At 42.5% G+C, this 26,180-nt stretch carries 16 protein-coding genes; 12 read left to right on the top strand and 4 right to left on the bottom strand.

The window, feature by feature from the left end:
• The first annotated feature begins 147 nt into the window (after positions 1–147).
• The 7 genes from AV939_RS10980 (at position 148) to AV939_RS10950 (ending at position 8,182) form a co-directional block, all read left to right on the top strand.
• Positions 148–1,113 (top strand): LysR family transcriptional regulator, encoded by a 966-nt coding sequence (locus AV939_RS10980; RefSeq protein WP_057791519.1) that lies wholly within the window; start codon positions 148–150, stop codon positions 1,111–1,113.
• Between the two features lie 102 nt (positions 1,114–1,215).
• A complete protein-coding gene (locus AV939_RS10975) occupies positions 1,216–3,675 on the top strand; it encodes a TonB-dependent receptor (protein WP_057791521.1) in 2,460 nt (819 codons plus the stop codon).
• 35 nt (positions 3,676–3,710) lie between these two features.
• Positions 3,711–3,992, top strand: a complete 282-nt coding sequence (locus AV939_RS10970) for a hypothetical protein (protein WP_061997648.1) — start codon at positions 3,711–3,713, stop codon at positions 3,990–3,992.
• Between the two features lie 20 nt (positions 3,993–4,012).
• Entirely contained in the window at positions 4,013–5,623 is a 1,611-nt protein-coding gene (locus AV939_RS10965; protein WP_061997647.1) for a PepSY-associated TM helix domain-containing protein, read from the top strand.
• Positions 5,623–5,895: a DUF3325 family protein gene (locus AV939_RS10960; RefSeq protein WP_057791528.1), complete on the top strand. Its 273-nt coding sequence runs from the start codon at positions 5,623–5,625 to the stop codon at positions 5,893–5,895. Before AV939_RS10965 ends, AV939_RS10960 begins: the two co-directional genes overlap by 1 nt.
• A 114-nt stretch (positions 5,896–6,009) precedes the next feature.
• Positions 6,010–6,975, top strand: a complete 966-nt coding sequence (locus AV939_RS10955) for an alpha/beta hydrolase (protein WP_061997646.1) — start codon at positions 6,010–6,012, stop codon at positions 6,973–6,975.
• A 4-nt stretch (positions 6,976–6,979) separates the two neighbouring features.
• Positions 6,980–8,182: an RNA polymerase sigma factor gene (locus AV939_RS10950; protein ID WP_061997645.1), complete on the top strand. Its 1,203-nt coding sequence runs from the start codon at positions 6,980–6,982 to the stop codon at positions 8,180–8,182.
• On the opposite strand, the gene AV939_RS10945 is transcribed toward AV939_RS10950, so the two are convergent.
• A complete protein-coding gene (locus AV939_RS10945; RefSeq protein WP_057791534.1) occupies positions 8,179–9,552 on the bottom strand; it encodes a hypothetical protein in 1,374 nt (457 codons plus the stop codon). The two genes, AV939_RS10950 and AV939_RS10945, sit on opposite strands and share 4 nt — an antisense overlap.
• Before the next feature lie 815 nt (positions 9,553–10,367).
• On the opposite strand from AV939_RS10945, the gene betB reads away from it, so the two are divergent.
• The 5 genes from betB to AV939_RS10920 all read left to right on the top strand — a co-directional run bounded on the left by betB (position 10,368) and on the right by AV939_RS10920 (position 19,742).
• A complete protein-coding gene (gene betB / locus AV939_RS10940; protein WP_061998196.1) occupies positions 10,368–11,831 on the top strand; it encodes a betaine-aldehyde dehydrogenase in 1,464 nt (487 codons plus the stop codon).
• On the top strand, positions 11,831–13,501 hold the full coding sequence (betA, locus tag AV939_RS10935; protein ID WP_057791536.1) for a choline dehydrogenase: 1,671 nt from the start codon (positions 11,831–11,833) through the stop codon (positions 13,499–13,501). Before betB ends, betA begins: the two co-directional genes overlap by 1 nt.
• 103 nt (positions 13,502–13,604) lie before the next feature.
• Complete coding sequence (locus AV939_RS10930) at positions 13,605–14,822, top strand: BCCT family transporter (protein WP_057791538.1); 1,218 nt, start codon at positions 13,605–13,607, stop codon at positions 14,820–14,822.
• A 70-nt stretch (positions 14,823–14,892) separates the two neighbouring features.
• Positions 14,893–17,250 (top strand): TonB-dependent receptor, encoded by a 2,358-nt coding sequence (locus tag AV939_RS10925; protein ID WP_061997644.1) that lies wholly within the window; start codon positions 14,893–14,895, stop codon positions 17,248–17,250.
• Positions 17,251–17,420: 170 nt separating this feature from the next.
• Positions 17,421–19,742, top strand: a complete 2,322-nt coding sequence (locus AV939_RS10920; RefSeq protein ID WP_061997643.1) for a CehA/McbA family metallohydrolase — start codon at positions 17,421–17,423, stop codon at positions 19,740–19,742.
• Positions 19,743–19,814: 72 nt separating this feature from the next.
• Here AV939_RS10920 and AV939_RS10915 read toward each other — a convergent pair whose 3' ends face one another.
• From AV939_RS10915 to AV939_RS10905, 3 genes are all read right to left on the bottom strand, one after another.
• Positions 19,815–21,140: an RICIN domain-containing protein gene (locus AV939_RS10915; protein ID WP_057791544.1), complete on the bottom strand. Its 1,326-nt coding sequence runs from the start codon at positions 21,138–21,140 to the stop codon at positions 19,815–19,817.
• A gap of 333 nt (positions 21,141–21,473) precedes the next feature.
• Positions 21,474–22,667: an MFS transporter gene (locus AV939_RS10910; RefSeq protein ID WP_061997642.1), complete on the bottom strand. Its 1,194-nt coding sequence runs from the start codon at positions 22,665–22,667 to the stop codon at positions 21,474–21,476.
• Positions 22,668–23,043: 376 nt separating this feature from the next.
• The gene (locus AV939_RS10905; RefSeq protein WP_061997641.1) at positions 23,044–25,884 is read right to left on the bottom strand and encodes a TonB-dependent receptor domain-containing protein; all 2,841 of its coding nucleotides are present in this window, start codon (positions 25,882–25,884) and stop codon (positions 23,044–23,046) included.
• Positions 25,885–26,180 lie beyond the last annotated feature (296 nt).

Below are 26,180 nucleotides of genomic sequence, written 5' to 3'. Positions count from 1 at the left end.
CTAAAACGTGGATAATAAATAGGTTAATTAAATTTATTGTCTCTATTTTAGCTGTAATTAAGTGAACCTGATTAAAGTTTATGTCCTCGAACTGACACAGCGATAGTCACATTAAACTAAGCGCTAGCAAATGAAAAAGAAGATGTTATGAAGATAGAAGACCTGCAAGTCTTGCTCAAGGTAGCAGAACTGCATTCAATTACTGCTGCGGCCAATCAACTAGACATCAGTTCTTCTGCCGCAAGCGTTGCACTAAAGCGCATAGAGCAACAGCTTGGCACTCAGCTATTTGTGCGAACCACCCGCAAAATTCGGTTATCCCCAGAAGGGGAGCGTTTTCTGCCCTTATGTCAGCAAGCGGTAGATTTGTTGCAGCAAGGTGTTATGCGTATCAGCGAAAAGCAGCAAGACATTAATGGCGAAGTGAAAATGGCCATGTCTTCCGAGATGGGCCGCAACCTTATGCGGGTATTGCTAAACGATATTATGAATGGGCATGAAGACTTGTCGCTGAGGTTGCAGGTAAGTGACAGCCGAGTCGACTTCTATCGCGACGGGGTAGATATTGCTTTAAGAGCCATGACGAAAAGCGCAGTTCAAGAACTTAATATGTATGGGTTCAAAATTTGTAATATTCCACACTTTATCTGTGCATCGCCTACCTACATAGAAAAGCATGGAGAACCTACTACTCCCGAAGAATTAGCCAATCACAATGCATTGCTTTACAAATTATACGAGCTAACACACGACGGTTGGGATCTCTTTAAAGAAAAAGAGAAATTCAAAGTGAAAGTTAAAAGTAACCGCGCAGTGAATGACGGCGATATTGTGCGCCGATGGTGTGTGGACGGCGTGGGAGTAGCGAAAAAGTCTGTTATCGATATTGCAGAAGATTTACTTGCTGGGCGACTTCAGCGGATCATGCCGGCTTATCACATACCCCTAACTGAAATGTGGCTGGTATTGCCTAGCAGGCAGCTTATTACCCCAGCTGTACGGCACATTCGCGATGAATTAAAAGTGAAAATTAATCAACTAAGAAATGCGCTTCTTGATAACAACATGATAAGTGAAGAAGAGTGGCCTATTGATGAACAAATCATCAAATAAGGATTTTATGTAAATTAAGTTGAACTAAATACTGTGTTTAATTACCATGCGCGCATGATAATGAAAGTGATTATCATTTGCACTTAATAACATGGATACATAATGCACATAAACCTCACACACACATCGAAAATTAGCGCTGCTACTGCACTTTTCTCTCTCTTCTATACTACTGCTATATCGGCGCAGACTGCGGAGCCAGCGAAAAATGACTCGTTAGAAAACGGCGAAGACACTGTAGTTCAAGAGCAAAAAGCGACTGATGAGAACCTTGATATTATTACCGTTTACGGTCGTCATAACCGATTAATACTAGAATCGGGCACAGCGACCAAGTCGAACATGAGTCTTATGGAAACCCCTGCTGCTGTCGTTCTGGTAGATGGAACCTTGTTGAAAGAGCAGGGCGTTGACACACTACAGGAAAGTATTCGTAATATTAGCGGATTAACGCAAGACGGTAATAACTACGGGGTAGGTGATAACCTTGCTATTCGTGGACTAGGCGTTAATTACACCTACGATGGCATTTATGCCGGTGCTGATTTAGGTAATAGCTACAACCCAACACGTTCAATGACTAATGTTGAAAGCATTGAAGTATTGAAGGGCCCTGCAACAGGTCTTTACGGTATGGGTGAAGCTGGCGGTATTATCAATCTTATTGAGAAAAAGCCCCAATTTGAAGAACGATACGAAATACAGGCATCGGTAGGCAGCTGGGATAGTTACTCATTAATGTTTGATGCAACAAATGCTATTAATGACTCTTTGGCCTACCGAGTGGTAGCTAATCACGAACAATCTGACGGTTATCGTGGTCTTAGCGATGAACGTAGTGAGTTATATACTTCGTTACGCTATGACTACTCTCCAGACAACAAGTTCTTAATCTCCGCAGCCTATATTGACGATGCTATTCAGATTGATTCTATTGGCCATCCTGTTCGCTTGCTCGATTTAACATTACTAGAAGCCGATGCTGGCAGCGTGACTGCAGCAGATCTAGTAAATGGCGACGCAGATAGTGGAGGCTTGCAACTAACCGATGAACAAATCGCCGAACTTGCGGCTTCGTTAACGTCTACCGATGGTGTTCAGCCTTATGACTTAGGCGATACTAGCCTTATTTCACCTATTTCTGAGCCAAATCAAGGTAAAGAGTTTCGCGTAAAACTACGCCAAGATGTGAACTTAGCAGAAAATTGGACACTGACTCAGCAACTTCAATATCGTACGTATGAAACGGATTATATTCGTCAAACCAGTGCATATAACTATGTGTATACAGAACGTACCGACATCATTAATTTAGCGCCTCGAGCGCCATTGGTGATTGATGATGTGTTGTACCCCTTTGCAGCCCGTAGACAGGAATATCGTAACATTGTCGCCGATGAGAAAGTGTGGCAGTACTTCATTGATGTGACGAATACGTGGTCGGCTGGCGGTGTTGAAGGTGAGCACTTATTTAGTGCGAACTATGAAGATCACGAAATGTCGTACGCACAGTGGTCTATATGGGACGCTGATGATACTCGAAGTGACGCCGTGCCTTACATCTTGGATATTCGCAATCCAAACTGGCCTACGGGTACGTTTGACGATTACAACCCTTCATTACGAAGTAAATATGAAAAGGATGTATCTAGCTGGGGCGTAAGTTTCCAAGAAGTGCTTTATTTCAATGAGTACTTCACTGGACGTTTCGGTGGTGCTTATGGTGCCGTTAAACAAACTTACTTGAACCAATTCAGCGATGGTAACCCAGAGTATGATGCCGACGATGATGGTTTTACCTATAACTTAGGCCTTACTTATAAAGTGACACCTAATATTTCTACGTTTATTAACCACTCTAAAGGCAGAACCGCATACAGTGTCTTAGGTTCACTAAGTGAGGAAAATAACCGCCCAGATTCAGAATCAATCTCATGGGATTTAGGGCTACGTTTTACCGCTTTGTCTGAACAGTTGCTTGGTTCAATTGTTGTTTTTGATACCGCGAGAACTAACCTGCAGTACACCAACCCATTATACGAAGATAACATTGACGATCCCGCTTACAACATTGATGTACCAGAGTTTTATTACGATGAACAAGAACGTACAACGGGTGTTGAAGTTGATATTAACTTCGATATAAATGAGCAATGGGCATTAAATACCAATGCTACATACCAAGATCCTGTTACCGAACCTGGTGATTTTGCAAGCAGTACCGATGAAGAGCAAACCAAGGGTATTGCTGAAAAAACGGCGAGTGCATGGTTAACCTATAGTCATGTATTTAGTGCCTTGCCTGCGCCAGTGAAATTCAGTGTAGGTGTGTCTTATGAAGATGAGCGTACTATTTCTGCATCGGCATTCGGTATCGACTATGCCTTCGTGGATTCATACACAGTGTGGGATGCAGCCATTAGCTACGTATCAAATGATTGGGACATCCAGTTAAACATCAAAAACCTTGATAATACCGACTATTACAGCAATGCCATGTACCTTGGTGGTCTTCCTGGTGAGGAAAGAAACGCCAAATTATCTGTGGCTTACCGCTTTTAATTTTACGCATTGCAGTTATACAGGTTTTAAAAAGTTTGAATAAAAACGTAGACATCATACTGCGTAGCATAGCCGCCGTTATTGGCGGCTATGTGCTATCCGCACTCTCATCAATTTACTTAACCTACGGGTTAGTAAACTTACTATATATAAATGACGGCGTAGCAGTGTTATCCGCTAGCATGCTGAGCTATATCGTATTTTTTGCTCTTTTCATTGCCAGCTTCGCGGTTTCCAATATTGCAAAATGGTTAATTTTCTTAATCTTATTGATTGCAGTGGCAGTGTTATTTTTACCCTTGGTTGACGTACTGTGAAAACAACATTTAGAAAATCTATGATATGGCTTCACACATACTTAGGCTTAATAACCGGGTGGTTGTTGTTTGCTATTTTTGTGATGGGAACCCTTAGCTATTTCACGCCAGAAATAACCTACTGGATGATGCCAGAGCGACAGGTTATCGCGGGAGATAAGCCACAACAAGACCAAGTGCATGCACACGGCCAGCGCTACCAAGTAGAGAAGTCGATAGGTTACTTAGAAGCGAACGCAACAAATGCCACTTCATGGCGTGTTTATTTACCCACACAGCGAGATCATCATTGGTATGTTCAGTGGAGTGAAGGCAAAACGCGCCATTTAGTAAGCTTTAATAAAGATGCAATACCCATAGAGACATCCACAGATACCAAAGGCGGTCTATTTTTTAGAAATTTCCATTATACCTTACAACTAAGAGGGTACGGTGGGCGTTATATTGCTGGGGTTGCTGCTATGGCCATGCTGCTTGCGCTTTTCACCGGAATATATACCCACAGACGTTTTTTCAAAGACTTCTTCACTTTAAGAAAGGGTAAGGTAACAAAGTGGACTACTGATTTTCACGCGTTGATTGGCATTGTAACGCTGCCTTTCTGCCTAATGATTTGTATCAGCGCTATTATGATTTACGCCATTATGTATATGCCCTTTTCAGCAAACATGCATTTTGAAAACGGGGAGCGGGGTGTTAATAAAGCCATTATTCCATCGTTGCCAGCACTTGGTGAAAGTACACAGGCAATAGATAAACGTGGGATGAAAAAAGACATTCTTTATTCTACCATTTTGGCCGACTTAAAAATCAAGTGGCAAGAACCCAACGCGATTAAGCGCATAACCATAGAATCTCCATTTAGGGAAAATAGCCGATTCATTATAGAGCGAACCAAAAGCCTAACTGTTTCGAATCGCGCAGAGCGTTTGGTCTATTCAAGTTATACCGGCACTCCACTTGAGGGCTATGCCGATGAAAGTGCACCCGCCACTTTTAGGCGAATAATGTATGGGTTACATCAAGCTAACTTTGCCACTATCGGTTTACGTTGGTTACTGTTTGTTTTAGGTGCATTGGGTAGCGCGTTAATTGCAACAGGGCTAATAATTTGGGTTAACCAGCGTAAAACTGCTTATCTGAATGCTAACTCTCATCAATTGGGCTTGCCTTTATCCTTACGTATTATGGAAAAGGGCAATATCGCCACAATAATGGGGCTCGCGATTGCCACATCCGCTTTCTTGTTGGTGAATCGGCTATTACCTGCTGATATGGCTAACCGTGCAGATATGGAAGTGAATGCTTTTTTCGTTGTATGGCTATGTAGTATAGGGCATGCCATTATTCGGCCAAGTAAAAATGCTTGGTATGAACAAACATGTATTGCCGCCTTGTGTTATCTAGCGTTGGCAGTCGTCTCGTTTAGTATACCTTTTGAACGTACCCTTGATGCCCTTGCTACTTTAGATATAACTTACCTAAGCTTTACGGTTGTATTTGCACTGTGTGGCGTGGGCTTTATTACTCTGGCTCGCTGGTTAAAGGTTCGCCTGGTACAAACTTCAGATAGATATGATCTAAATGCAAAGTCTGTAGACGTACCGAACATAAAAGCGAGAAAACGGTAATGGTGTCAGTATCTATATTAGTAATATTGGGCATTGCATTACTTGCGATAGCAAGCGATAAACACGTTAAGCGAGTAGCAAGCAAATTCAATCGCAAGCGAAGGGCAGTAGTTCAAACTACAACACGGGTTAGTGGATGGCTATTATTGGGCGGTTCGTTGTTAGCGGCAGTTTATGCGCCACTTCCTTTATCGATATCACTGGTTTGGTGGTTTACCTTAGTAGGCTGCGCTATTTTATTAGTGGCACTGGTTATTAATAAGGGTAATTAATAGCAGTAACTCTTCGCATCAGTGACTAAAAATAGCCAGTTGAAGTTTCTTCTCTAAAAATGTTGTCACACTTTTTCCACTCGGCGTGACTATACATAAAAGAGGAGTTAAACCATGAAAATTTTAAATGTAACCACGCTATTTTGTGCTGCCTTGTTGGCAGTTAATTCGCTTAAAATATATGCAGATGAGCAAGCGGTAGCCACTCAACCTGTTACGGTTTACGAACAAACTACGCCTTTAACATCTGCTACCACTAATAACATTCTCAATGCCGAACACTCGAACAAAGCTAAAGAACTAAATGTGTTATTTATACCAGGTTTAATGTCTAACGCTTCAGTTTGGTCAGATTTATCTCAGGGGCTTAGTAATCATTATGAACATGAATATCGAAGCCACTTTGCTCAAGTAGCAGGGTTTGCAAATAACAAAGTTTATCCTAATAATCGATTATCCAAAATTACCGCTGGGCTAGTATCTTATATTGAAGATAACAACCTGAATAATGTGATAGCTATTGGGCATAGTATGGGCGGTCATTTAGCTTATCAATTGGCGCTTGCGCTGCCAGATAGAGTAAGTAAAGTGGTGTCAGTTGATGGCTTACCATTTATTACGCCTATCTTTACCCGAAGCAATCAGGTAACTGCAGCGCAGGCAAATCCTTATGCGAATAAATTGAAATCGCAGTACGCCAATACGGATAGTGCCCAATTAACTGCCTACACGCGAAAAGGCGTAAGCATTCAGGCCGCCAGCGAACTACATCAAACGAAAGTACTGTCTATGGCATCAGGTTCGCACCCCGAAACAGTAGGGCAACTAATGGCTGACTTGATGACATCGGATTTGCGTTCGGCTATCGCTACTAGTAACACTCCTATATTATTTCTCGGCGCCAGTGGCGGGTTTAATAGCGACGATAACAAAGAGATGGTTGCGCGCTTATACAAAGAACAATTTGCTGAAGCACGCCAAGCAAATGTAATAATGAATACCCAATCTCGGCATTTTATTATGTTCGACGATTTGCCCTGGTTACTGCAACAGACAACACAGTTTATCGGAAAGGAGTAAACGCATGGACGTGTATTCTTCAGATGTCATTGCCGCACAAAGCGGAGATCTTAAAGCCTTCGAACGCTTAATAAATGCGAGCAAAAATACCGTAACTGCAATTGCCCTTGGCATTGTAAGAGATATAGATGCTAGCGAAGACGTAGCGCAAAAAGTATTTATTAATTGTTGGCAGAACCTAGCGAGTTTAACTAATCCTAAAAGTTTTATGCCTTGGGTACGCCAAGTGGCCCGTTACATGGCCATTAATTACCTGCGAGACAACAAAGTTTCACAATCGATAAAAGGTGATGAGGGCGAAAGTATTCTGGCAAGTTTCTGCAAAAGTGACGATACGCTAGAAACTAGGGTGTCAGACGAGCAAACCAAGAAAATAGTAGCAGCACTTATTGATGAATTGCCATCAGATAGCAGAGAAGTGGTGCTGTTATATTATCGAGAGCAATGCTCTACAAAGCATGTTGCGCAGTTACTTAATATTTCAGATGCTGCGGTAAGACAAAAGCTTTCACGGGCACGAGCCATGCTTAAAACCCTAACATTGGATAAATTCAGCCGCGTTATTATTGCCACAACGCCGGCAGTTACATTTACGTCAATGACACTATCATTGCTAGCTAACACTAAACCCGCCGCAGCGGCGGTAACAGCCGGTGCTACGGGAAGCGCATCAAAAAGCGGAGTACTTACCAGTGTCTGGAGCAAAGTAATATGGGTGTTAAGTGGCGCTATGTTTGGTGCGCTTGTTGCCATGATGGCGGTAATTGCTTCACATAAATTGGCTGAACGCTATATGCAGCATGAATCTGACAAGAAAAAGCTTAAACAAGTGCGCAACTACACTTTAGTGTGGATTTTCGTTTGGGGTGTTTTATTTGCCGCCTCTTACGAGTTTTCTACTGGGTTTATAGCACCATTATTAATCTACTGCGGGTTTGGTGCAGGTATCGCTATTTTAACAAAGCGTGCTCATCAGATTATTTACTCGCCATCGCAGAAACTAAATTCGCCACCTTCTGATACAGAATTCAGTCTATATGAACAGCACGAGCAGCATGCTCACTTCGGCGAGGAAAAAAGTACAGATGTTCAGGTTAAACAACCCGTTAAAGTTGCTAACGTGCTAGGGCTGTACGGTGGCCTAATTCTTGGTTTTGTAGGGTTGATCGCAGGGCTAATCAATAGTGGTCGATTGGTTATAGGTTAATCTGCTTCTCTTACTTCTAGTGCTTCAATATTAATAATAGTAGAGCGGTTTAACGTTATTTTAAATCGCTGAACTTGCTGCTGCTTTTGTTTGTTGGTATGCATTAATACCACGTTTATTTGATAGCGACGCTCAACAGCTTGTTTGGTGATTTTGTTATTTTCTAGCGAATACAGCTTACCTTCGCCTTTTTTTAAGAAGCGAATAAAAGGGGTAAGATTAAAGTAAATACGCTGTTGTATATCGTCGTAACCTGGCAAAAAGCTTTTCGCATTCACGCGAGTGTCGCTACGAAAATGAAGCAACTGGGCTGCCTGTTTGTTTTGCTGCCTACGGGTTTGATACAACTTATCTACCTGCTTGGGTAAATCTCTATTGCGAATGTATTCAAGCCAAATAGTTTGGGTGGCAATTCTGCTTTTATTTACACTGTGGCTATAAATAATCTTCCACTTCGGCAGACCTTTTTGAATACGCCGCCAAATTACCCGAGTAATGTCTTCTTTAAAGATTTCCCTAAGCCCGTAAATAACACCAAGAATTCCCACGAAGGCCACAGTCACTTCGGTAAAGTTGGTGCGAGCGTTTAGTACCAACACCATCACTGCCGCCATAATTACTGCGGTTACTGTACCCTTAACTAACCGGTTCAAATAGGTATTCAGGCTTTTCGTTTTCTTTTGAAATACCACGCCGTATTCAATTAAACGCTGTAGTAGTCGCATTTTGTTAGTAATACGATTTGGATCGTCTAACGTAATCTGCGAGTTATATTGATTATCTGCACGGTACTGATTTTCTCGTCTACAAAAATCGAAAAGAAATTTCCGTTCACTGGAATAATCGCTACTTTTCGGGGCAGAGGACAGCAGCTTTAAAAACGACTGTTCAACCTGCCAACTTAAATAATTATCCGCATTTTCAAAATACGCCCGTAATTTTTCATCCGAAGGGGTATAGCGCCTAAGCTTTTTTAGCAGATCTGAGGTTTGCTCAGCCAGCACGATGGCTTGTGGGTAAAATTCTTTGCTGTCTTTAATCTTTAGCGTTTGCTTAACGTCTGTGTCGAGTGCAGTACGAATTTGATACGAATACAAATTTAGATTTAACCGGTAGTCACTTTGCTCGCCTTTTTTCTGACTAATGAAGCGACTACGAACCAAAGGGACATGTAACTGATCTGAATAATAAGCACTATGGTTTTGAATACTGTGATGAAAATACTGTTCTTCGGTAAGGGTTTTCGAGCTTATACCCATTTCATCAGGCAGTGAGAAATACAAGTCAAGACGCTGATGATCGCTCGGCAATAGCTGATAATCGACTCTTAAAGACAGGTTTTCATCTTGCGTGAGTTTAATCTTGTGCACTTAGGTAATTTTCGCCTTATTCATCACAGTGTTACCGCTTCTTACGAAAGTATGCACTAGTTTGGTTTTGTCACGAGCAATACTACGGATTATATCGCCCTCATAGGGCGCTATTATACTTTGAAACCATTCGAAGGAAATAATTCTGTCTATCTAATTAAGCAATAAACGCTGATTTCCACAAATTTATTTGGTTGTTTTATAATCTGACCATAAATTAGTGCTTAGTGTAAAAAATTGTTCGTGTTCTATCTAATCGGTAATTCTAAAAAGTGAGTGTTCTTATTGGCTAGTACAACCACCCTTCAAAATCGTACACAAATAAAACTAAACTGAAAGAAATTAGTCAATAAAACAGCTAATTGTATTTATTTTAATCATTCCTTTTGGGCGCAAACAAAGCTCCTTAGATTTAGTTCAAATCATTTTTATGCAAATTCAGCCTTTGTCAACGTTGAATTATTAGTGTTATTACCTTAGTATTTATTTTTATTGAACGATCAATTAATAAAAAATACACATTACTCAGATAGAGTTGAATATCTTCTTTAGTCTTCAATACTGAAAAGAACCGCTTCTTGAATTGAAGTTTCGATCGGCAGTTATATAAGGGGTTCAACGTATTTGTAGACTGCGGTGAAAACGCTATCTGTGAACGTTTTAAGCATAAATAACGGATTCAAGACGTTAATCAAACGGTATGTGTGTTATTCGAGCGCTCAGGTCTGCGTAAAGCAGTAAGCACGCCTGACGAAGAAAATTGGACAATGTTAGCGAGTTCTAATCTGCTGACAGTTATCAAAATAGGTTTTAATGTGACAACCCCGGTTTATCAAAATTTTATTCATGGCCAATTCATTGCCAATGAAAGCGGCGAAACATTTGCGGTTAAAAACCCCGCTACCGACGAAGTTATTTATCACGTTGAAGTGGCAGATGAAGCTGTTCAACAGGAGGCAATAGCAAGCGCAAAAGAAGGCTTTGCTACTTGGTCTGCTATGACACCGGTAGAGCGCAGCCGTATTCTATTAAAAGCAGTAGCGTTACTTCGCGAACGTAATGATGAGTTGGCTAAAATTGAAGTGCTAGATACCGGTAAGCCTTGGCAAGAAGCCGAATGTGTTGATGTTGTTACCGGTGCTGATGTCATTGAGTACTTTGCTGGCCTGGCTCCTACACAAGTAGGGCAACAGCAGATGGTAGGCGAAGATTTCTACTACACACGCAAAGAGCCTCTTGGCATTTGTGCAGGTATTGGCGCGTGGAACTATCCATTACAAATTGCGTGCTGGAAATCTGGCCCTGCATTAGCGGCAGGCAACGCATTAATATTTAAACCTTCAGAAGAAACACCATTAGGAGCCATTAAACTGGCTGAAATTTTCTTTGAAGCGGGCGTACCAGCGGGCGTGTTTAATGTTGTACAAGGTGCAGCAGAGGTAGGCCAATGGTTAACTCAAAGCCCTGATATTGAAAAAGTGTCTTTTACTGGTGAAGTCGGTACAGGCAAAAAGGTAGTGGCTAGCGCAGCAGGCTCGTTAAAAGACGTAACCATGGAACTTGGCGGTAAATCGCCATTGTTGGTGTTTGAAGACGCCGACGTATCGCAAGCGGTTAGCGCAGCCATGTTGGGTAACTTCTATACCCAAGGTGAAGTTTGCACAAACTGCACACGAGTGTACGTACATAAATCGGTATACCAAGCGTTTATAGACGAACTTAAAACCCGTACTGAAGAAAACATAATTGCAGGCGATCCGCTCGATCCTAACGTAAATTTAGGCGCGCTTATTTCTAAAAATCATCAAGACCTAGTGATGAGCTACATCAACAAAGGTGTAGAAGAAGGCGCTACTGTGCTAACAGGCGGCACAACACTAAGCCCAGAATCTGCGCCAAACGGCTACTTTGTAGCGCCTACTGTATTCACCGATTGCACAGACGATATGACTATTGTTAAAGAAGAAATCTTTGGCCCAGTCATGAGTGTATTGGTGTTTGAAGATGAAGCCGATGTTATTCAGCGTGCTAACAATACTCATTTAGGCTTGGCTGCGGGTGTGTTTACCAAAGATATTAAACGAGCACACCGTGTTATCCATAAGCTTCAAGCGGGTATTTGCTGGATAAACAGCTATGGTAATTCGCCGGCTGAAATGCCTGTGGGCGGCTATAAGCAATCGGGCATTGGCCGTGAAAATGGTATTGAAACGCTAGATCACTACACACAGACCAAATCAGTATACGTGGGCATGACTGACATAGAGAGCCCGTTTTAATGAGTATACAGTCATATGATTTCATCATAGTAGGTGCTGGCTCTGCGGGGTGTGTGTTAGCTAACCGACTATCAGAAGACGCAAACAATAGCGTACTTTTGCTAGAAACCGGCGGCAGTGATAAAAGCATTTTCATTAAAATGCCCACGGCATTGTCTATCCCCATGAATAGCGACAAATATGCATGGCAGTTTCACACTGAAGAAGAGCCGTTTCTAGATAACCGTAAAATGCATTGCCCTCGAGGTAAGGTATTAGGTGGGTCTTCATCTATTAACGGTATGGTGTACGTTCGCGGCCATGCAAAAGATTTCGATGAATGGGAAGAACACGGTGCACAAGGCTGGAATTACCAAGCTTGTTTACCTTATTTTCAAAAAGCCGAGTCTTTTTATTTAGGTAAAGATGATTATCGTGGTGGAATGGGCCCATTAGGGGTTAACAATGGCAACGAAATGGCCAACCCTTTATACACCGCCTTTATAGAAGCGGGTCAAGAAGCGGGTTATGCCGCAACGGCTGACTATAACGCCGCTCAGCAAGAAGGCTTCGGCCCCATGCACATGACCGTGAAAGACGGCGTGCGTAGCTCGGCAAGTCGCGAATATTTAGATCCAGTTAAATCCCGTAAAAATCTTACGCTTGTTACTGGTGCTCTGGCTGAAAAAGTATTGCTTGAGGGCAAAAAAGCAGTAGGTGTGCAGTACAGCGTAAACGGTAAGAGCGTTACAGTAACAGCCAATAAAGAAGTGGTGCTAAGCGCTGGCTCTATTGGCTCGCCGCATCTATTACAGCTTTCAGGTATTGGCGACAGCGACACTCTAAAAGCGGCAGGCGTTGACGTTAAGCACCATTTGCCAGGGGTAGGGCAGAACCTACAAGATCACTTAGAATTCTACTTCCAATACAAGTGCAAACAGCCCATTACGCTTAATGGTAAATTAGGGCTGATTTCAAAAGGTCTTATTGGTGCACGTTGGATGTTTACCCGCAAAGGGTTAGGGGCTACCAATCACTTTGAGTCTTGTGCGTTTATTCGCTCCAAGCCGGGTGTTGAATGGCCTGATATTCAATATCACTTCTTACCAGCGGCTATGCGTTACGACGGGCGCAGTGCCTTTGATGGCCATGGTTTTCAAGTGCATGTGGGTCATAACAAACCTAAAAGTCGCGGCGCCGTTACTATTAAAACGGCGAACCCTACTGATGCGCCTAAAATTCAGTTCAATTACTTGCAACATCAAGACGATATTGAAGGCTTTCGTGCCTGCGTGCGCTTAACCCGTGAAATTATTGAACAAAGTGCGTTTGACGATTACCGAGAAGATGAAATTCAACCTGGTAAGCATGTTCAAACCGATGAAGAAATCGACGCTTTTGTGCGCCAAGCGGTAGAAAGCGCTTATCACCCGTCTTGCTCGTGCAAAATGGGTGAAGATGCCATGGCGGTAGTGAATTCCAAGACGCAAGTTCATGGTGTTGAGCGCTTACGTGTGGTGGATTCTTCAATTTTTCCCACAGTACCTAACGGCAACTTAAACGCGCCTACCATTATGGTGGCCGAAAAAGCGGCAGATTTAATTCTTGGCAAGCCAGCGTTAGCCCATTCACCGGTTAGCGTTACTACATCTGCTAATTGGGAAACGGTTCAGCGCAATTCAACCATTTAACCTGAACGGCTTACACGTACCAAAAATGCATTTTTGGTACGTATGAAAAATATAACAACAGGAAGAAAGATGGAGCATTATCGTTTGTTTTGGGGAGGTAGTAATGACCTTATGGCTTAATGCTGGGATCATTTTCACCCTATTGGCCATTGTGGTTATTCTCGCGAAATGGGGAAATGTGAAGTGTATTGGTGTAACACCGGTAAGACTTTTCACCTTCATTGCTATCCTATTTACCTCAGGCCTAGACGTTGGCCTAATCATGTTTCCGCTTACCGAGTTCGGTGGTTATGAGAACATAACAGCGAACCCTGAATACGCTTTTACTAACCCAATTGCCATTGAGTTTGGTTACTGGGGCTTTCTAATATGGGGCTTTTACTTTCTTACCTGTTTTTATTTTTGCGTGGTAGAGCCCAAGGTTAAGTTTTTTGAAATACCTTTGGTTAAATTCATTAATAACGTAGTGATTATAGGCACTTGTGCATTTACGGCGTTTTTACTGTTATCGAATTTGCCATGGTACTTACCGGCTATCGGCGATGGCGAGTCCATCATACCTACTTTTTATTTTATCGTGTTTGCGGCTATCTGCTTTGCGGTTTATTCCAGTACCGACATTAAATATGTGCGGTTATTGAGCATCTCTACCACATGGTTGTTTATCGCGTTGATTGGCTTTATGTGGGCTGGAGCGTTCTTGGGGAGCGACAGTCAAATTGCTGCTTTTACGCATAATTTAGAGCTGATAGGCAGTTACTTTGGAAATATAGAACACTTTGTATTGCCGCTAAACGACTACCACGAGTTTTATTTATTTTGGTGGTTCGCATGGAGCATCATGATTGGGCAGTTTACCTCGCGTTTTGTGGGTGGCTTACGCACCTATCAAGTGCTAGGCGCCATGCTGATATTTCCATCAATACCTATTGCTGTGTGGTTCAGTGTTATTTATCAATATCACGAGGCAGGTATACCCACTACAGGTTTGAAAAATTTTGCGATGGCCTTCGTAGGAATTGTATTTGTTATTAACTCCCTAGATTCGCTTATTCGCCTGTATACAGACAACCTCAATTTAACGGTAAAGCGCTTTGGTAAATTGAAATATATTGCCATGAATGTCGCCATGCTTTCCTTGCTGACATTGCTTTTCAAGTTAGAGTTTTTACAAATTCAGTGGGTAGGTGCATTAGTCATCGGCCTGTTTTTCAGCTGCGCGTTTTTCATGCTGTACCGTAAGCCGAAAACGGTAAGAAATATCGATAGTTCTCCTAAAGACAACGAAATCGATTTTACAAAAATAGATTCAGGGCCGTAAGAGCCTCAAATAAAAACATCACTATCTATCTAATAACAGAAAATAAAACACAATACTCAACGGGAGTTTTATGAACACTTATGTGCCAAAAAAACGAAGTTTTATAACTTTGTCTGTACTTGCTGCGATGTCACTAACATCAATGCATGCGCTTGCTCAAGAAGCTGAAGCTAAAGCCGCTGAAGAAGACAAAGATGTTGAATCAATATTAGTGACTGGGCGTAATGTTTCATACGCTAATAGTGCAACGTCAACAGAAATGAAAAAGCAACAGACCCCGATGACTAGCGCATTGGCGCTTATCGACAATTTGCCAGGTGTATTGGTCACTGAAGGCGACCCATTTGGTTCTGATGAATGGTCTACTACGATTTCAATTCGTGGTTTTCAGGTTAACCTAGACTCTCAGCAAATCGGGATGACCGTAGATGGCATTGCCAACGGTAACTCGAATTATGGTGGTGGTACTAAAGCCAGCCGCTATATTGATACCGAAAACTTACGTGGCACTGTCGTTTCTCAAGGTACCGCTGATATTAGTTCGCGCTCAAATGAAGCCCTTGGCGGAACAATGGATTTCACTACCATTAGACCTGCGCTGGACGAGCAATTAACAGTAAGTACAACGTTTGCAGAATACAACGCCAGTAAAATTTACGTTCGTTATGACACGGGTGAGATTGCACCAGATACGTTTGCATGGCTTTCATTATCTACTCAGCAAAATGATGATTACATGGATGGGTCAGTGACTAATACCCGTGATCATTTAGAAGGTAAAATCATTAGCACAGTAGGTGAAGTAGACCTTACTGGCTACGTGAGTTATGACGATGCACAAGAATTCACTTATCAGCGTGTTTACGGATTAGCACAGTATGCTCAAAACCCTGATTGGGATGGATTAACCGAAAGTTGGTCTGGCATTCCATATCAAGATCAGGTTTATCGTGGAGGATGGGTTACCGAGCGCGAGAACTTCTTCACCTATCTAAAAGCCGATTTTTCAGTGGGAAGTGTCGATTTTAGTACTAACGTTTATTATCACGAAAACGAAGGTACGGGTAAGTGGAACCCATACTATATTGCTGATGTAACCGATGACGGCGCAGGTAATGCAAACTCTGAATTAGATTCGTCTACTACTGCTTTTGGCGGTGCGTCACAAGGTTTAATCTACTTTGTGAACAGCGCTGGTGAAGCGTTATCGCCAATTGATGGCTGTGTTAGTTCAATCAGTTCACCTTATGGTGGCGGCGGCGCTGAAGTTGATCCAAATTGTTATGAGCAAGGCGCTATTGCAGTAAGCTCTAATCGCCATACACATTATAATAAGAAGCGCATTGGTATTAACGGTGACTTCGTATGGAACACAACTATTGCCGACATGGACAACGTAGTGCGAGGTGGTTTTTGGTATGAAGATTATCAGCGTGACGAATACCGCGATTGGCACAAGACTATCGATGCTTCAACGAGCGCTCGTTATGAGAACACCCCTTATTGGGTTCAGTACGACCGAGAGTTTCCGGTTGAAACATTGATGTACTATGTTGAAAACGAACTTGATGCAGGATTCGCTAAAATTCGTTTAGGTGCAAAACAGTTCAATGTTGATGTGTCTAAAGAAGACCAATTCACACCTGAAAACAACTTAGACATATCGTCTGATTCTGATGTACTTATTTCAGCTGGTTTCGTTGCACCACTACCGGTTAACGGTTTAGAGCTTTTCGGTGGTTATGCAGAGAACTTTGCAGCGGTTAAAGATGCTGTATTAGAGCGTGACGATACTGATATCAGTACTGTAGAGCCCGAAACTGCAGACAATATCGATTTCGGTTTACGCTACTCAACACCTGGTTTTAATGCAAGCTTAACGTATTACACGATTGAATTTGAAAACCGCATCACCTTTGTTAGCAACGAAGATGTAAATGGCATCGACTTCTTAGAATCTGCTGCAGGCGGCTATATCAATGACGGTGGTATTGAATCTGACGGTATTGAAGCCTCAATTGATTACAGCATTACCGATTCATTAGGTATATATGTTTCTTATACTAAAAACGACTCTACTTACACCGACGAAGGCGTTAGCGGTAACACCGTAATAGGCTCGCCAGAAGACATGGCTGTGGTTAGTTTTGACTATACTAAAGGTGATTTCTACGCTGGCTTTAGCACAAAATATGTAGGCGAGCGTTTCTTAGACCAAGCTAATACACAAGAAACTGACTCTTACATTGTTAGTGACCTGTATCTAGGTAAAACGGCTTACGATATTGGCGGCGGCATTGATAGCGTAGAGCTAAGCTTTACGGTAAACAATGTGTTTGACGAAGACTATCTTGGTTCTATTGCCGCAAACGCTGGATGGATTGGTGCCCCTCGCATCGCTTCTTTCAATGTTCGTGTTGCTATGTAATTAGCACTGCGTAATTAGAGCTATGTAATACAATAGACAAAGCCGCAATCAGACATTCTGGTTGCGGCTTTTTTTCAATTGCTACCACATGTTTTCGCTCTTCAGATCTATTATTTTTCTACTTACTCAATTTACAAAAGCGACTTGTTATTACCATATAAGGTGTTTCTATGAAGTTTTCGACGCTTAACCCTGCATTATTGGGCATCACATTACTGGTATCGGGGAGTCTTTTATCTCATGCAGGTCATGCCTCGGTTAGTATCACAAAAGGCAAAACGGCAATTCCGCATGGAAATGCTACTTCTAATCAAGATTTAACCATTCAAAACGATAAATTGGCATTTGCTATTGCAGTAGATTCAGCGCCGCCTTGGGGCGTAGCAAGAGGGTGTATAGTTGATATTGCTAATGTGAAAGCTGATGGCACTTTAAGTAACGACCGCGTTGCTTTTGCCGATTTCATTCCAAATAACTGGTCTAGCTGGCCCAATACTTACACCAAAATTGATATTCTCAAAGACACGGCTGAAGAAGCTGCGGTTAACATTAAAAGAGACTTTGGCGAAACTGAAATAAGTACTACCTACCGCCTTTTTGAGGGCTCAGACCTTATTCGTGTTGAAACCACCATGACCAATAAGGGCGATAGCGATTTAGCATTGCTTTCAGGCTATACCTTATGGCCAGATTCCGGATATAAATTCGCTGTTCCTCGTAATCACACCATCGATAAACCATTGGAAAATAGGTGGTTATCAGACCGTTTCGTAGGTTACGACGAAGAATGGGCGATTGCATTGCACGCACCTTATATGCGTGAAACTAAAAACCAGTCACGTGATTTATACGCGGCAGATATACTGAGCCCGTCACAAAGTATGACGTTCTCGGGTGATTACCAGGTATTGCCTCGCGGTAACTTAGCGGCCGTTGTTAGCGCCGAAATAAAACGTAAAGGGTTAAAAAGCGGAACAATTCAAGCACACATAAGTACTCAGGAAGGGCAAGCCGTAGAACAAGCCGCTATTGTCGTGTCGCAAAATGGCGTGCCTTATATGTGGGCGATGGGTGATGGCAAGAATGTGGCATTCACGCTGCCGGTAGGAGATTACGAAGTTTACGCTACAGGCAAACAACATTCAGACAGTAAAACGCGCCTGATTACAGTTGAAGAAAACGTGACCCAAACACTTTCATTCGATGCGCTTCGCGCGCCCGGCAAAATAAGCCTTGATATTACCGATGAGAAAAGTCAGCAGCCCATAGATGCAAAAATTACGATAGAGCAGGGCAACCAACCACTCATCGAATATTTAGGGGCGCGAACCTTTTTCACTGACCTTGATAATATCGGCAATGCCGTATTTGGTTTGGCGCCGGGGGAATACGAATTAGGCGTTTCACATGGAGCGGGCTTTAATGCCAAAAGTACGATAATAGCGGCAAGTGTTGATGCAAATAAAACAACAACCGTAGCAAGTGCTATTGATGTTAAAACCTATCCAACGAAGCACGGTTGGTACGCAGGCGACCTGCATCATCATGCCGATGTGTTAGAAGGGTCAACTAACCCGAAAAATTTGGTACGTTCTCAATTAGCGGCTGGTTTAAACGTGCTGTTTGTTAGCGATCATGATTCCACTAAAAACAACGACACCATTCAAACACTGGCCGATACGCGCAATGTACCCTTTATACCGTCTATTGAAGTGTCGCCTTCTTGGGGCCACTTTAACGCTTTTCCCATAGATAGTGGGGCGCAATTAACGGTTGATCCAGGCGTAGATGATATACACAGTATTATTGAAGATGTTCGCCGTATGGGGGCTACTGTAATTGCTTCAAATCACCCCTACATACCTTATGGCTATTTAAGCAGTTTGGATAAAGGCTCAGCGCCAGGGGGATTTAACCCTAGCATTGATTTATTCGAACTAAATGCGGTAGTAAATAATGAGCCAACCGTTAACAAAGCGCATCAGTTTTGGAATGAAGGATTACCGTACTACTTTACTGCAGGTTCAGATACTCATGATGTATTAAATCAAACCAGTGGATTAAACAGGCTATTTGTATATACCGGCAGTAAGCCTGATGCGAATGCCTTCGCGCAAGCCGCGAAAGATGGTCATTCTTATGTATCTTTTGGCCCTGTGATTTACCCAAAAAACGTCATGTTTGGCAATACATTGAAGCTTGCAAAGGCACAAGCACAGACGATCAGTTTCGATTTGGTGGCGGTAAATGGGCTTAAGTCTGTGCAGTTGATTGGTAGTGATAGCACAGCCACAACTACCGCTACCAATAAGCAAAGTGCCGTGAACAGCGTAGTGCTTGAAGATAAAAAACTAACTGGAGATCACGATTACGTTAGCTTTAAAGTACCACAAGCTTCTGGCTGGGTAGCGCTAATCGTAGAAGATAACGAAGGCCGCAAAGCCTACACCAACCCCATTTGGCTTAAGTTGGTTGATGAGAGCCAGTTTTAGTTAAAATAAAGGGGGCAGACTCTGACCCCCTTTATTCTAACTCATTGGCAGCTGTTAAACTTTACCTCATTATTATTGTAAAAATTTAAATCTCTGATTTTGGCCGTTATAGCAGCTCCACTGAACTATGTTTGCACCGTTAGTAGTTGCTTTTCCGGCCACGTCAATGCACTTACCTGTGACTTTACTTCGGATCTCGAAGTGTTGATCTCCTTTATCGTGTAGCGTCCACTTTTGATTGTCATTTGCACTGTTACATACCCATTGATGAATATTTGCGCCATTTGCCGAGTTGTTATCTTTCAGTTCAACACACAAATTACTTTGCGTTGATTGAATTAAATACTCATTGTTGCCAGCGGAAATAAATTTGAAGCTCTGGTTTGTGTTTGTGGTATCACAGGTCCATTGCTGATACTGACTGCCATTAATCATAGCGCCTTGGGCAACGTCGATACAGCGACCAGAATGTTTAGCTTGCAAGTTTGTGTTGCCAGTCACCACTCCGTCAACCGGTTTATAAACGCGGATCCAGTCCACATACATTTTGTTTTTGGAACCATCTGCAAGTTCAGCATCAGAAGCAACTATGCCTTGGTTAGAGCGCCAATCATGATCCTCGGTATCGATAATAATGAAGGCTTCTTGATCCATGTTGTATTGCGATTTATCCAAAGTTGCGCCAGTGTAATCTTTATCTTTCATAACAACCTGTGCCCACGAACCATCTGGCGTTTGCTGGCCGTCGATATAGAAAGTTACTTCGGTGGGGCTTTTCCAATACGCCCCAAAGCGATGAAATTGATCGCGCCAATAGGTGCCAGTTGAGGGTATGTTATGGGTTTGGTCATTAAAGTCGCTAATAATTTGGTTGGTTTGTTCGTCCCGCAAGAAAACATGAAAGTTGGTTGACATGTTTTTGGCAAACCAGGTGTCTGCAGCACCGCCGTATACCTCTAGAATGTCTATTTCTCGTTCATCGTTTTGACTTAATAACCAAAAATTTGAGGAGAGTTCCAAATTGCTAACTTTTATTCTTGCCTCTAAATAAATTGGAAATTTAACTTTGGTTTTAGAAGTAATAACACCAGCGTTGACCTGGTTTGTGCCTTGTCTGCGTGAGGCACTGATAATTAGGTTGCCATTAGCAACCCAAGATTCATTACTTGACCAGTAGGTTAAACCTGGTCCTGTCCAGTTATTAAAATAGCTGTCGTTCCATTTATCGGTAAAATCGCTTGGTTTTCCAATGTAATTAAAAGAGTCGGAATATTGGGTTTGAAGTTGCCAAACTTTGCCACCACCAGGAGAAGTTGGAAGTGGAATATTATCCCAATCTTCGCAATGTGCTACCGTGCTTGTGATTATTCCTGCGAGTAATATTGATAGATATTTCATAATTACCTCTGCTCATTGTTAATAATATGTTTAATTTGTGACATTACAATATAAACATTGTACATACAACTGTTAACAATGTTGCCGGTGTTAGCATTTTTGCAGTTTGCAAATTTTTCATTTTTTAAGCGTTTGCTGTATTTTGAAGAATAATTATTAGTTCAACCCAATTTAAGGTTTTTAGAAGTGAATTAAGCAGAAAATAACAAACTTTGAGGTGGGAATGTGTTGTTGTGTAGATTATGGCTTTGTGTACTACAAAGTTAATAGAAGATAGTAGAAGTAGTAGCAGAGTACATTAATAAAACAAATGTACTCTGCTCCCTTTGTCTTTTAACTAGTAGCAAGGGCAGGATTGCGATTACGCAGTTGTAAATAACTAAGCGCCCACATGATAAAACCACCAAAGAACAGCATTGCCGATGCGTAGCCGGTTTCGTTGAAACTAGCGCCAGATGCCAACATAGCACCGCCTAACATAGGGCCAATGGCATTTGCCGTATTAAACGCGCATTGCACTAGGGCGCCTATCATTGCATGTCCCGTGGGTGAAACATCTAACAACATCGACTGAATAACAGCGGCTAAGCCAACGCTTGCGCCTAGTAGGAATACGGTAAGGTATAGCCACCAAATATTGCTCGCCGCAAATACATACATAACAGCTACGCCAACACTACATAGTAATGCTATACCTGTGGTTCGAAGAGGGGATTTATCAGCAAGTTTACTAATAAACCAGTTTCCGATAGTGGTACCAATACCGAACATCATCATGGCTACCGAAATAGTTACTTCTGGTGAGTGAGTCACGTTTAATATGGTATCGGCAAGGTAAGTATAAATACAAAAAACGCCACCAAAACCCACGAATATGATGCCTGAAATTGACCATACAAGTTTGTTCTTAAGTACGCCAAACTCCTCTCGTAAGTTCGTTGGAGTGGTCACCGGGCTACTAGGTACGAACAGATAAATAAGCGCAATGGTGATGAGCGCAAGCACCGCCACTATAGCCATACACACGCGCCAACTCATATTCTGCCCAATCAAGGTAGCCATGGGCACACCAACGATTGTGGCAATAGTTAAGCCAGCAAATACCATCGACATATAGCTGGCGCGCTTTCCAGTAGGCGCCATACTAGCGGCAATTAACAACGCGGTGCCGAAATAAGCGCCGTGGGGTAATCCAGATAATACGCGATAAAACACTAACTCTGGCAAGCTTGAAGCGATAGCACTTAAGCCATTAGCTATACACATCATTGCTGCAAAGATAATTAATGCAGTGCGACGGTTAGTTTTATTGGTGAGTAACATAAACGAAGGTGCCCCAATGACCACACCAATGGCATAGCCGCTTATTACATTGCCGGCCATTGATGGAGTGACAGCATAAGTCTCAGCGATAAGAGGCAACATCGACATAGATGAAAACTCTGTTAGCCCTAAAACAAATGTGCCAAGGGCCATCACTAACATAGGCCAAATTACAGTGCTTCGGTTTGAAGGTGATGCAGACATAAATACCTTATAGATTTGATGGCGACCAATTATGTGAAGTATGCAGGCCCATCAATAACAAATACGTTTTGAGAAATTGTGCAATATAAATAGGTAGCGAATCTACGCTAACCTTCAATATGGCAACTTGATAAAAATTTGGTGTAGTAGGGATGTTTTGAATCAAAGCGGCCTAGTAAACAAAACGAAAACAGGCAGCAAAATTGAATAACGGCTTTTTATTATGCGGCGATTATACGCTACTAAAGCATTACATTTCTATTGCTAGCGCCACAGATTGCCTAGTTTTATCGGCCAAATTCTAAGCTGCGTGAGTTACCTATAAAAAAACCGGCGAAGAAACGCCGGTTTTTGTCTTTATCTTATAAAAAGAAAATTACATTTTATAAGCTACGGTTACATAACCAAAGCGGCCGATGTTGTCGTATGTAGCATCGTTTGAACCAGTACCAGTGGTACCTGTAGGCAGTGCACGGTTAAATAGGTTATCAATACCCACGGTTAGGCTCGCGCCGTTTGCGAAGTTGTAACCTGCGGTCACGTCAGTAACTGCATATGATGGCAGTTCCATACGATTACTCGGGTTAGGGTTGAGCGCTAACTCTTGATTGTCGTAAAGGCTCGCACGTTCAATGTAGCGAGTTTTCCAACTTGCTTCCCAGTCACCGCGGCTGTAATTAAGCGTAAATACACCTTGCCAATCAGACTCACCGGCAGTGCCCGCGTATTGGTAAAATAGGTCTGGGTTATCTTGGAATGGGAACTCTTTGCGATCTTTAAGGTAGGTTGCGATCAGGCTAGTACGAAAGGCACCTTCTAGCGCATCAAAGTCGTAGCCTAGTTCGAAATCTACACCCTTTGCTTCTTGGCCTGCAATGTTCAACGCATAACTGCGAATTTGTGTGATTTCACCTGTTACTGAATCACGGTCGATAAGGCCGCAATAAGGGTTATCGATACCTGTTTCAGAGTCTACGCAACGATCAAGAATCGTTTGACCATCTATGCTGGTAATCGCGTCGGTAAGTTCAATTTCCCAATAGTCGACAGTAGCAGTAAAGCCTTTGAACCAACCAGGTGTGTAAACCAAACCTAGTGTTTTAGAGATAGATTGCTCTGCTTGAAGGTCAATGTTACCACCATTTACACCTTCCAACGTGGCTGAATCATACTCAGAGTTGAAATCTGCTGGAACGCCTAATGCATTGCAGTTTGCGATACGCTGGTCGGCGTTAGCAAGGTTATCTAGGTTGTCTGTACGGCATGGGTCGTCAACGTTGAAGAACGTTTGGCTAGCTTCGCCGTATAGTTCGCTAATATTTGGTGCGCGAAGGGCTGATGATTTAGTTGCTCTTACACGTAAATCTTCGAATACCTGCCAATCTAGACCAAGCTTCCAGCTCTTTGCATTACCAATAGACGAATAGTTAGCAATACGCGCGGCCGTGTCGAACGTCAGCATATCTACGCCTGGAAGACCTTCAAGTAGCGGTATAGTAAGTTCTGTAAATACTTCAGATACGTCATACTCACCTTTATCTTCGCCAAGAACATTGAAGAAAGTGCCAACCGCATTATTAGGCTCTTCAATTTCGCTTTTCTCTTTGCGATATTCTACACCTGCGGCAAAACCTACGTAGCCCGCGGGTAACTCATAAATACCAGAGTTAGCAATCGTCGCGCCAGCGTTGTACTGTTCAATTGTGCTGTTACCCACCGATGTGGTATTCACATAATTAATAGCTTCTTGTGAAGGCTGGCCGTAACCCATAATGTTAAGCGGAACACAGCCATCAGCACTGCCTGATGCACAAACAATATTGCCATTGTCATCTTCAATTGCGTCTATCGCATTATAGAAGTTTTGCAAAATAAGGTTATTGCGATTTTCACGCTCTAGTTCTGTTTTGCCGTAGTTTACAAACGCTTCGTAGTTCCATTCATCGTTGATGTAGCCTTCTACACCAAGTACATAGCGATAAGTTTCACGCTCGTCTGCTTCAGTACGACGGCCTAAATCGGTCATCATGCGGTTAAGCTGAATAGTATCAAGGCCGTTTGCGTCCATGTACTCAGCAACGCTGTCGTCTAGAAATGCGTTGTTTCGAGAGATAGTCGTTTCATCGCTATAGAAGAAGAAAGCAGGCTGGCCCATAGAAATGGCGCGAGTACGGGCGTATTTAGCTTGCGCGTAAACGGTGGTGTCGTCGTTTAGTTTGTAGTTACCTTTAACATTTAGGTTAGTACGGTCAAACTCAGGCTGTAGTTGCGTGAACTGGCGAAGGTTGAAAAAGTCGCAGTTAGCGCAGAAAACGCCGTCTACTTGATTGCCAGTATAAATGTCTTTAAGTGAGCCGTCAGCGTTAAAAGTTTGAGTTCCACCACCGAACACACCTGCGTTATTTAATACGTAGTAACCGGCGTTAGCCGTGTAGATATCATCAGGGTATGCGGTTGAATCTAGCTGGTCTTCACTGCGCTCGTAACCCATGATGCTTTCAAAACTCATGTTACGATAAGACGTGGCAGTCCACGGGTTATCTAGAGCATCTAACGATTCTTGCGAGCTATATTCAGCTGCAAAAGCGATGTTACCGCGGTCGTTGTCGAAGTTGAAACCGTAAGACGCCTGATATTTATCGTTTTTATAGCCGTTTTCCTGCGCAAAACCTTGGGTTGCGCTAATGTCGAACCCTTCAATATTCTTTTTAAGAATGAAGTTAACTACACCGGTAACCGCGTCGGCACCGTAAACAGCAGATGCACCACCCGTTACAATTTCAACACGCTCAATCCATGAAGTTGGGATCGTGTTCGTATCAACTGCGGCTGTGCCTGCTGATGAGGATACGTGGCGTTTACCGTCAACCAATACCAGTGTGCGGTCTGTACCCATACCGCGGAGATCTAAAATGTTTAGGCCCGCAGTACCAATAAATTGCCCTGAGTTACCAAGCGAATACGTGTTAGCTAGAGAGGGCAGTTCATTAAGCACCTCACCAATGTTCATCGCACCTGAGTTAAGCAGTGATTCGCCAGAAATAGCGGTAACCGGCGAAGGTGCAATTGCGCCCTGACGAGAAATACGTGAACCTGTAACTTGAATTTTTTCGACATCGGCGCCACTGGTCGCAGAGTCTTGCGCCAATACGTTGCCGGAGGTCAACGCGACGCTTCCAGCCAGTGCTAACCGAACAGCAGTTGCAATATTTTTCATGTGTGTTCCTGGTAAATTAAATTTTCGTACTTGTTATCAAATAAGGCCAAATTTTAGGCAAGCCTTAAAAGGTTAATTTATGTGCAAATTAATACTTTTGTCTAAGAGGGCGCGCATTCTAATGAGCATGAGTAGGCGAGATCAATTTTTTACGATGAAATGAATAACCCTTTTGGAACTATTAACTTATTGTTGATTTTTATTTAAATAGTAGGTTTTTCTTATGTGCGACATTTTTGGTAGAAAATTGAAAATTCATTGGGTGTTAAATAAGCGGTTGGTTAAATTTTGATTCG

It is taken from the genome of Alteromonas sp. Mac1 (genome assembly GCF_001562125.1).
Classification (GTDB): Bacteria; Pseudomonadota; Gammaproteobacteria; order Enterobacterales; family Alteromonadaceae; genus Alteromonas; species Alteromonas stellipolaris.
Note: the sequence above shows the minus strand (reverse complement) of the source record. Positions and strands in the feature narration are given on the sequence as shown.

Coding starts and splice junctions, on each gene's coding strand:
- AV939_RS10905 (WP_061997641.1), bottom strand. CDS start 25,884: ATGAAAAATATTGCAACTGCTGTTCGGTTAGCACTGGCTGGAAGCGTC.
- betA (WP_057791536.1), top strand. CDS start 11,831: ATGAGTATACAGTCATATGATTTCATCATAGTAGGTGCTGGCTCTGCG.
- AV939_RS10915 (WP_057791544.1), bottom strand. CDS start 21,140: ATGAAATATCTATCAATATTACTCGCAGGAATAATCACAAGCACGGTA.
- AV939_RS10910 (WP_061997642.1), bottom strand. CDS start 22,667: ATGTCTGCATCACCTTCAAACCGAAGCACTGTAATTTGGCCTATGTTA.
- AV939_RS10950 (WP_061997645.1), top strand. CDS start 6,980: ATGGACGTGTATTCTTCAGATGTCATTGCCGCACAAAGCGGAGATCTT.
- AV939_RS10960 (WP_057791528.1), top strand. CDS start 5,623: ATGGTGTCAGTATCTATATTAGTAATATTGGGCATTGCATTACTTGCG.
- AV939_RS10965 (WP_061997647.1), top strand. CDS start 4,013: ATGATATGGCTTCACACATACTTAGGCTTAATAACCGGGTGGTTGTTG.
- AV939_RS10980 (WP_057791519.1), top strand. CDS start 148: ATGAAGATAGAAGACCTGCAAGTCTTGCTCAAGGTAGCAGAACTGCAT.
- AV939_RS10925 (WP_061997644.1), top strand. CDS start 14,893: ATGAACACTTATGTGCCAAAAAAACGAAGTTTTATAACTTTGTCTGTA.
- AV939_RS10975 (WP_057791521.1), top strand. CDS start 1,216: ATGCACATAAACCTCACACACACATCGAAAATTAGCGCTGCTACTGCA.
- AV939_RS10920 (WP_061997643.1), top strand. CDS start 17,421: ATGAAGTTTTCGACGCTTAACCCTGCATTATTGGGCATCACATTACTG.
- AV939_RS10955 (WP_061997646.1), top strand. CDS start 6,010: ATGAAAATTTTAAATGTAACCACGCTATTTTGTGCTGCCTTGTTGGCA.
- AV939_RS10930 (WP_057791538.1), top strand. CDS start 13,605: ATGACCTTATGGCTTAATGCTGGGATCATTTTCACCCTATTGGCCATT.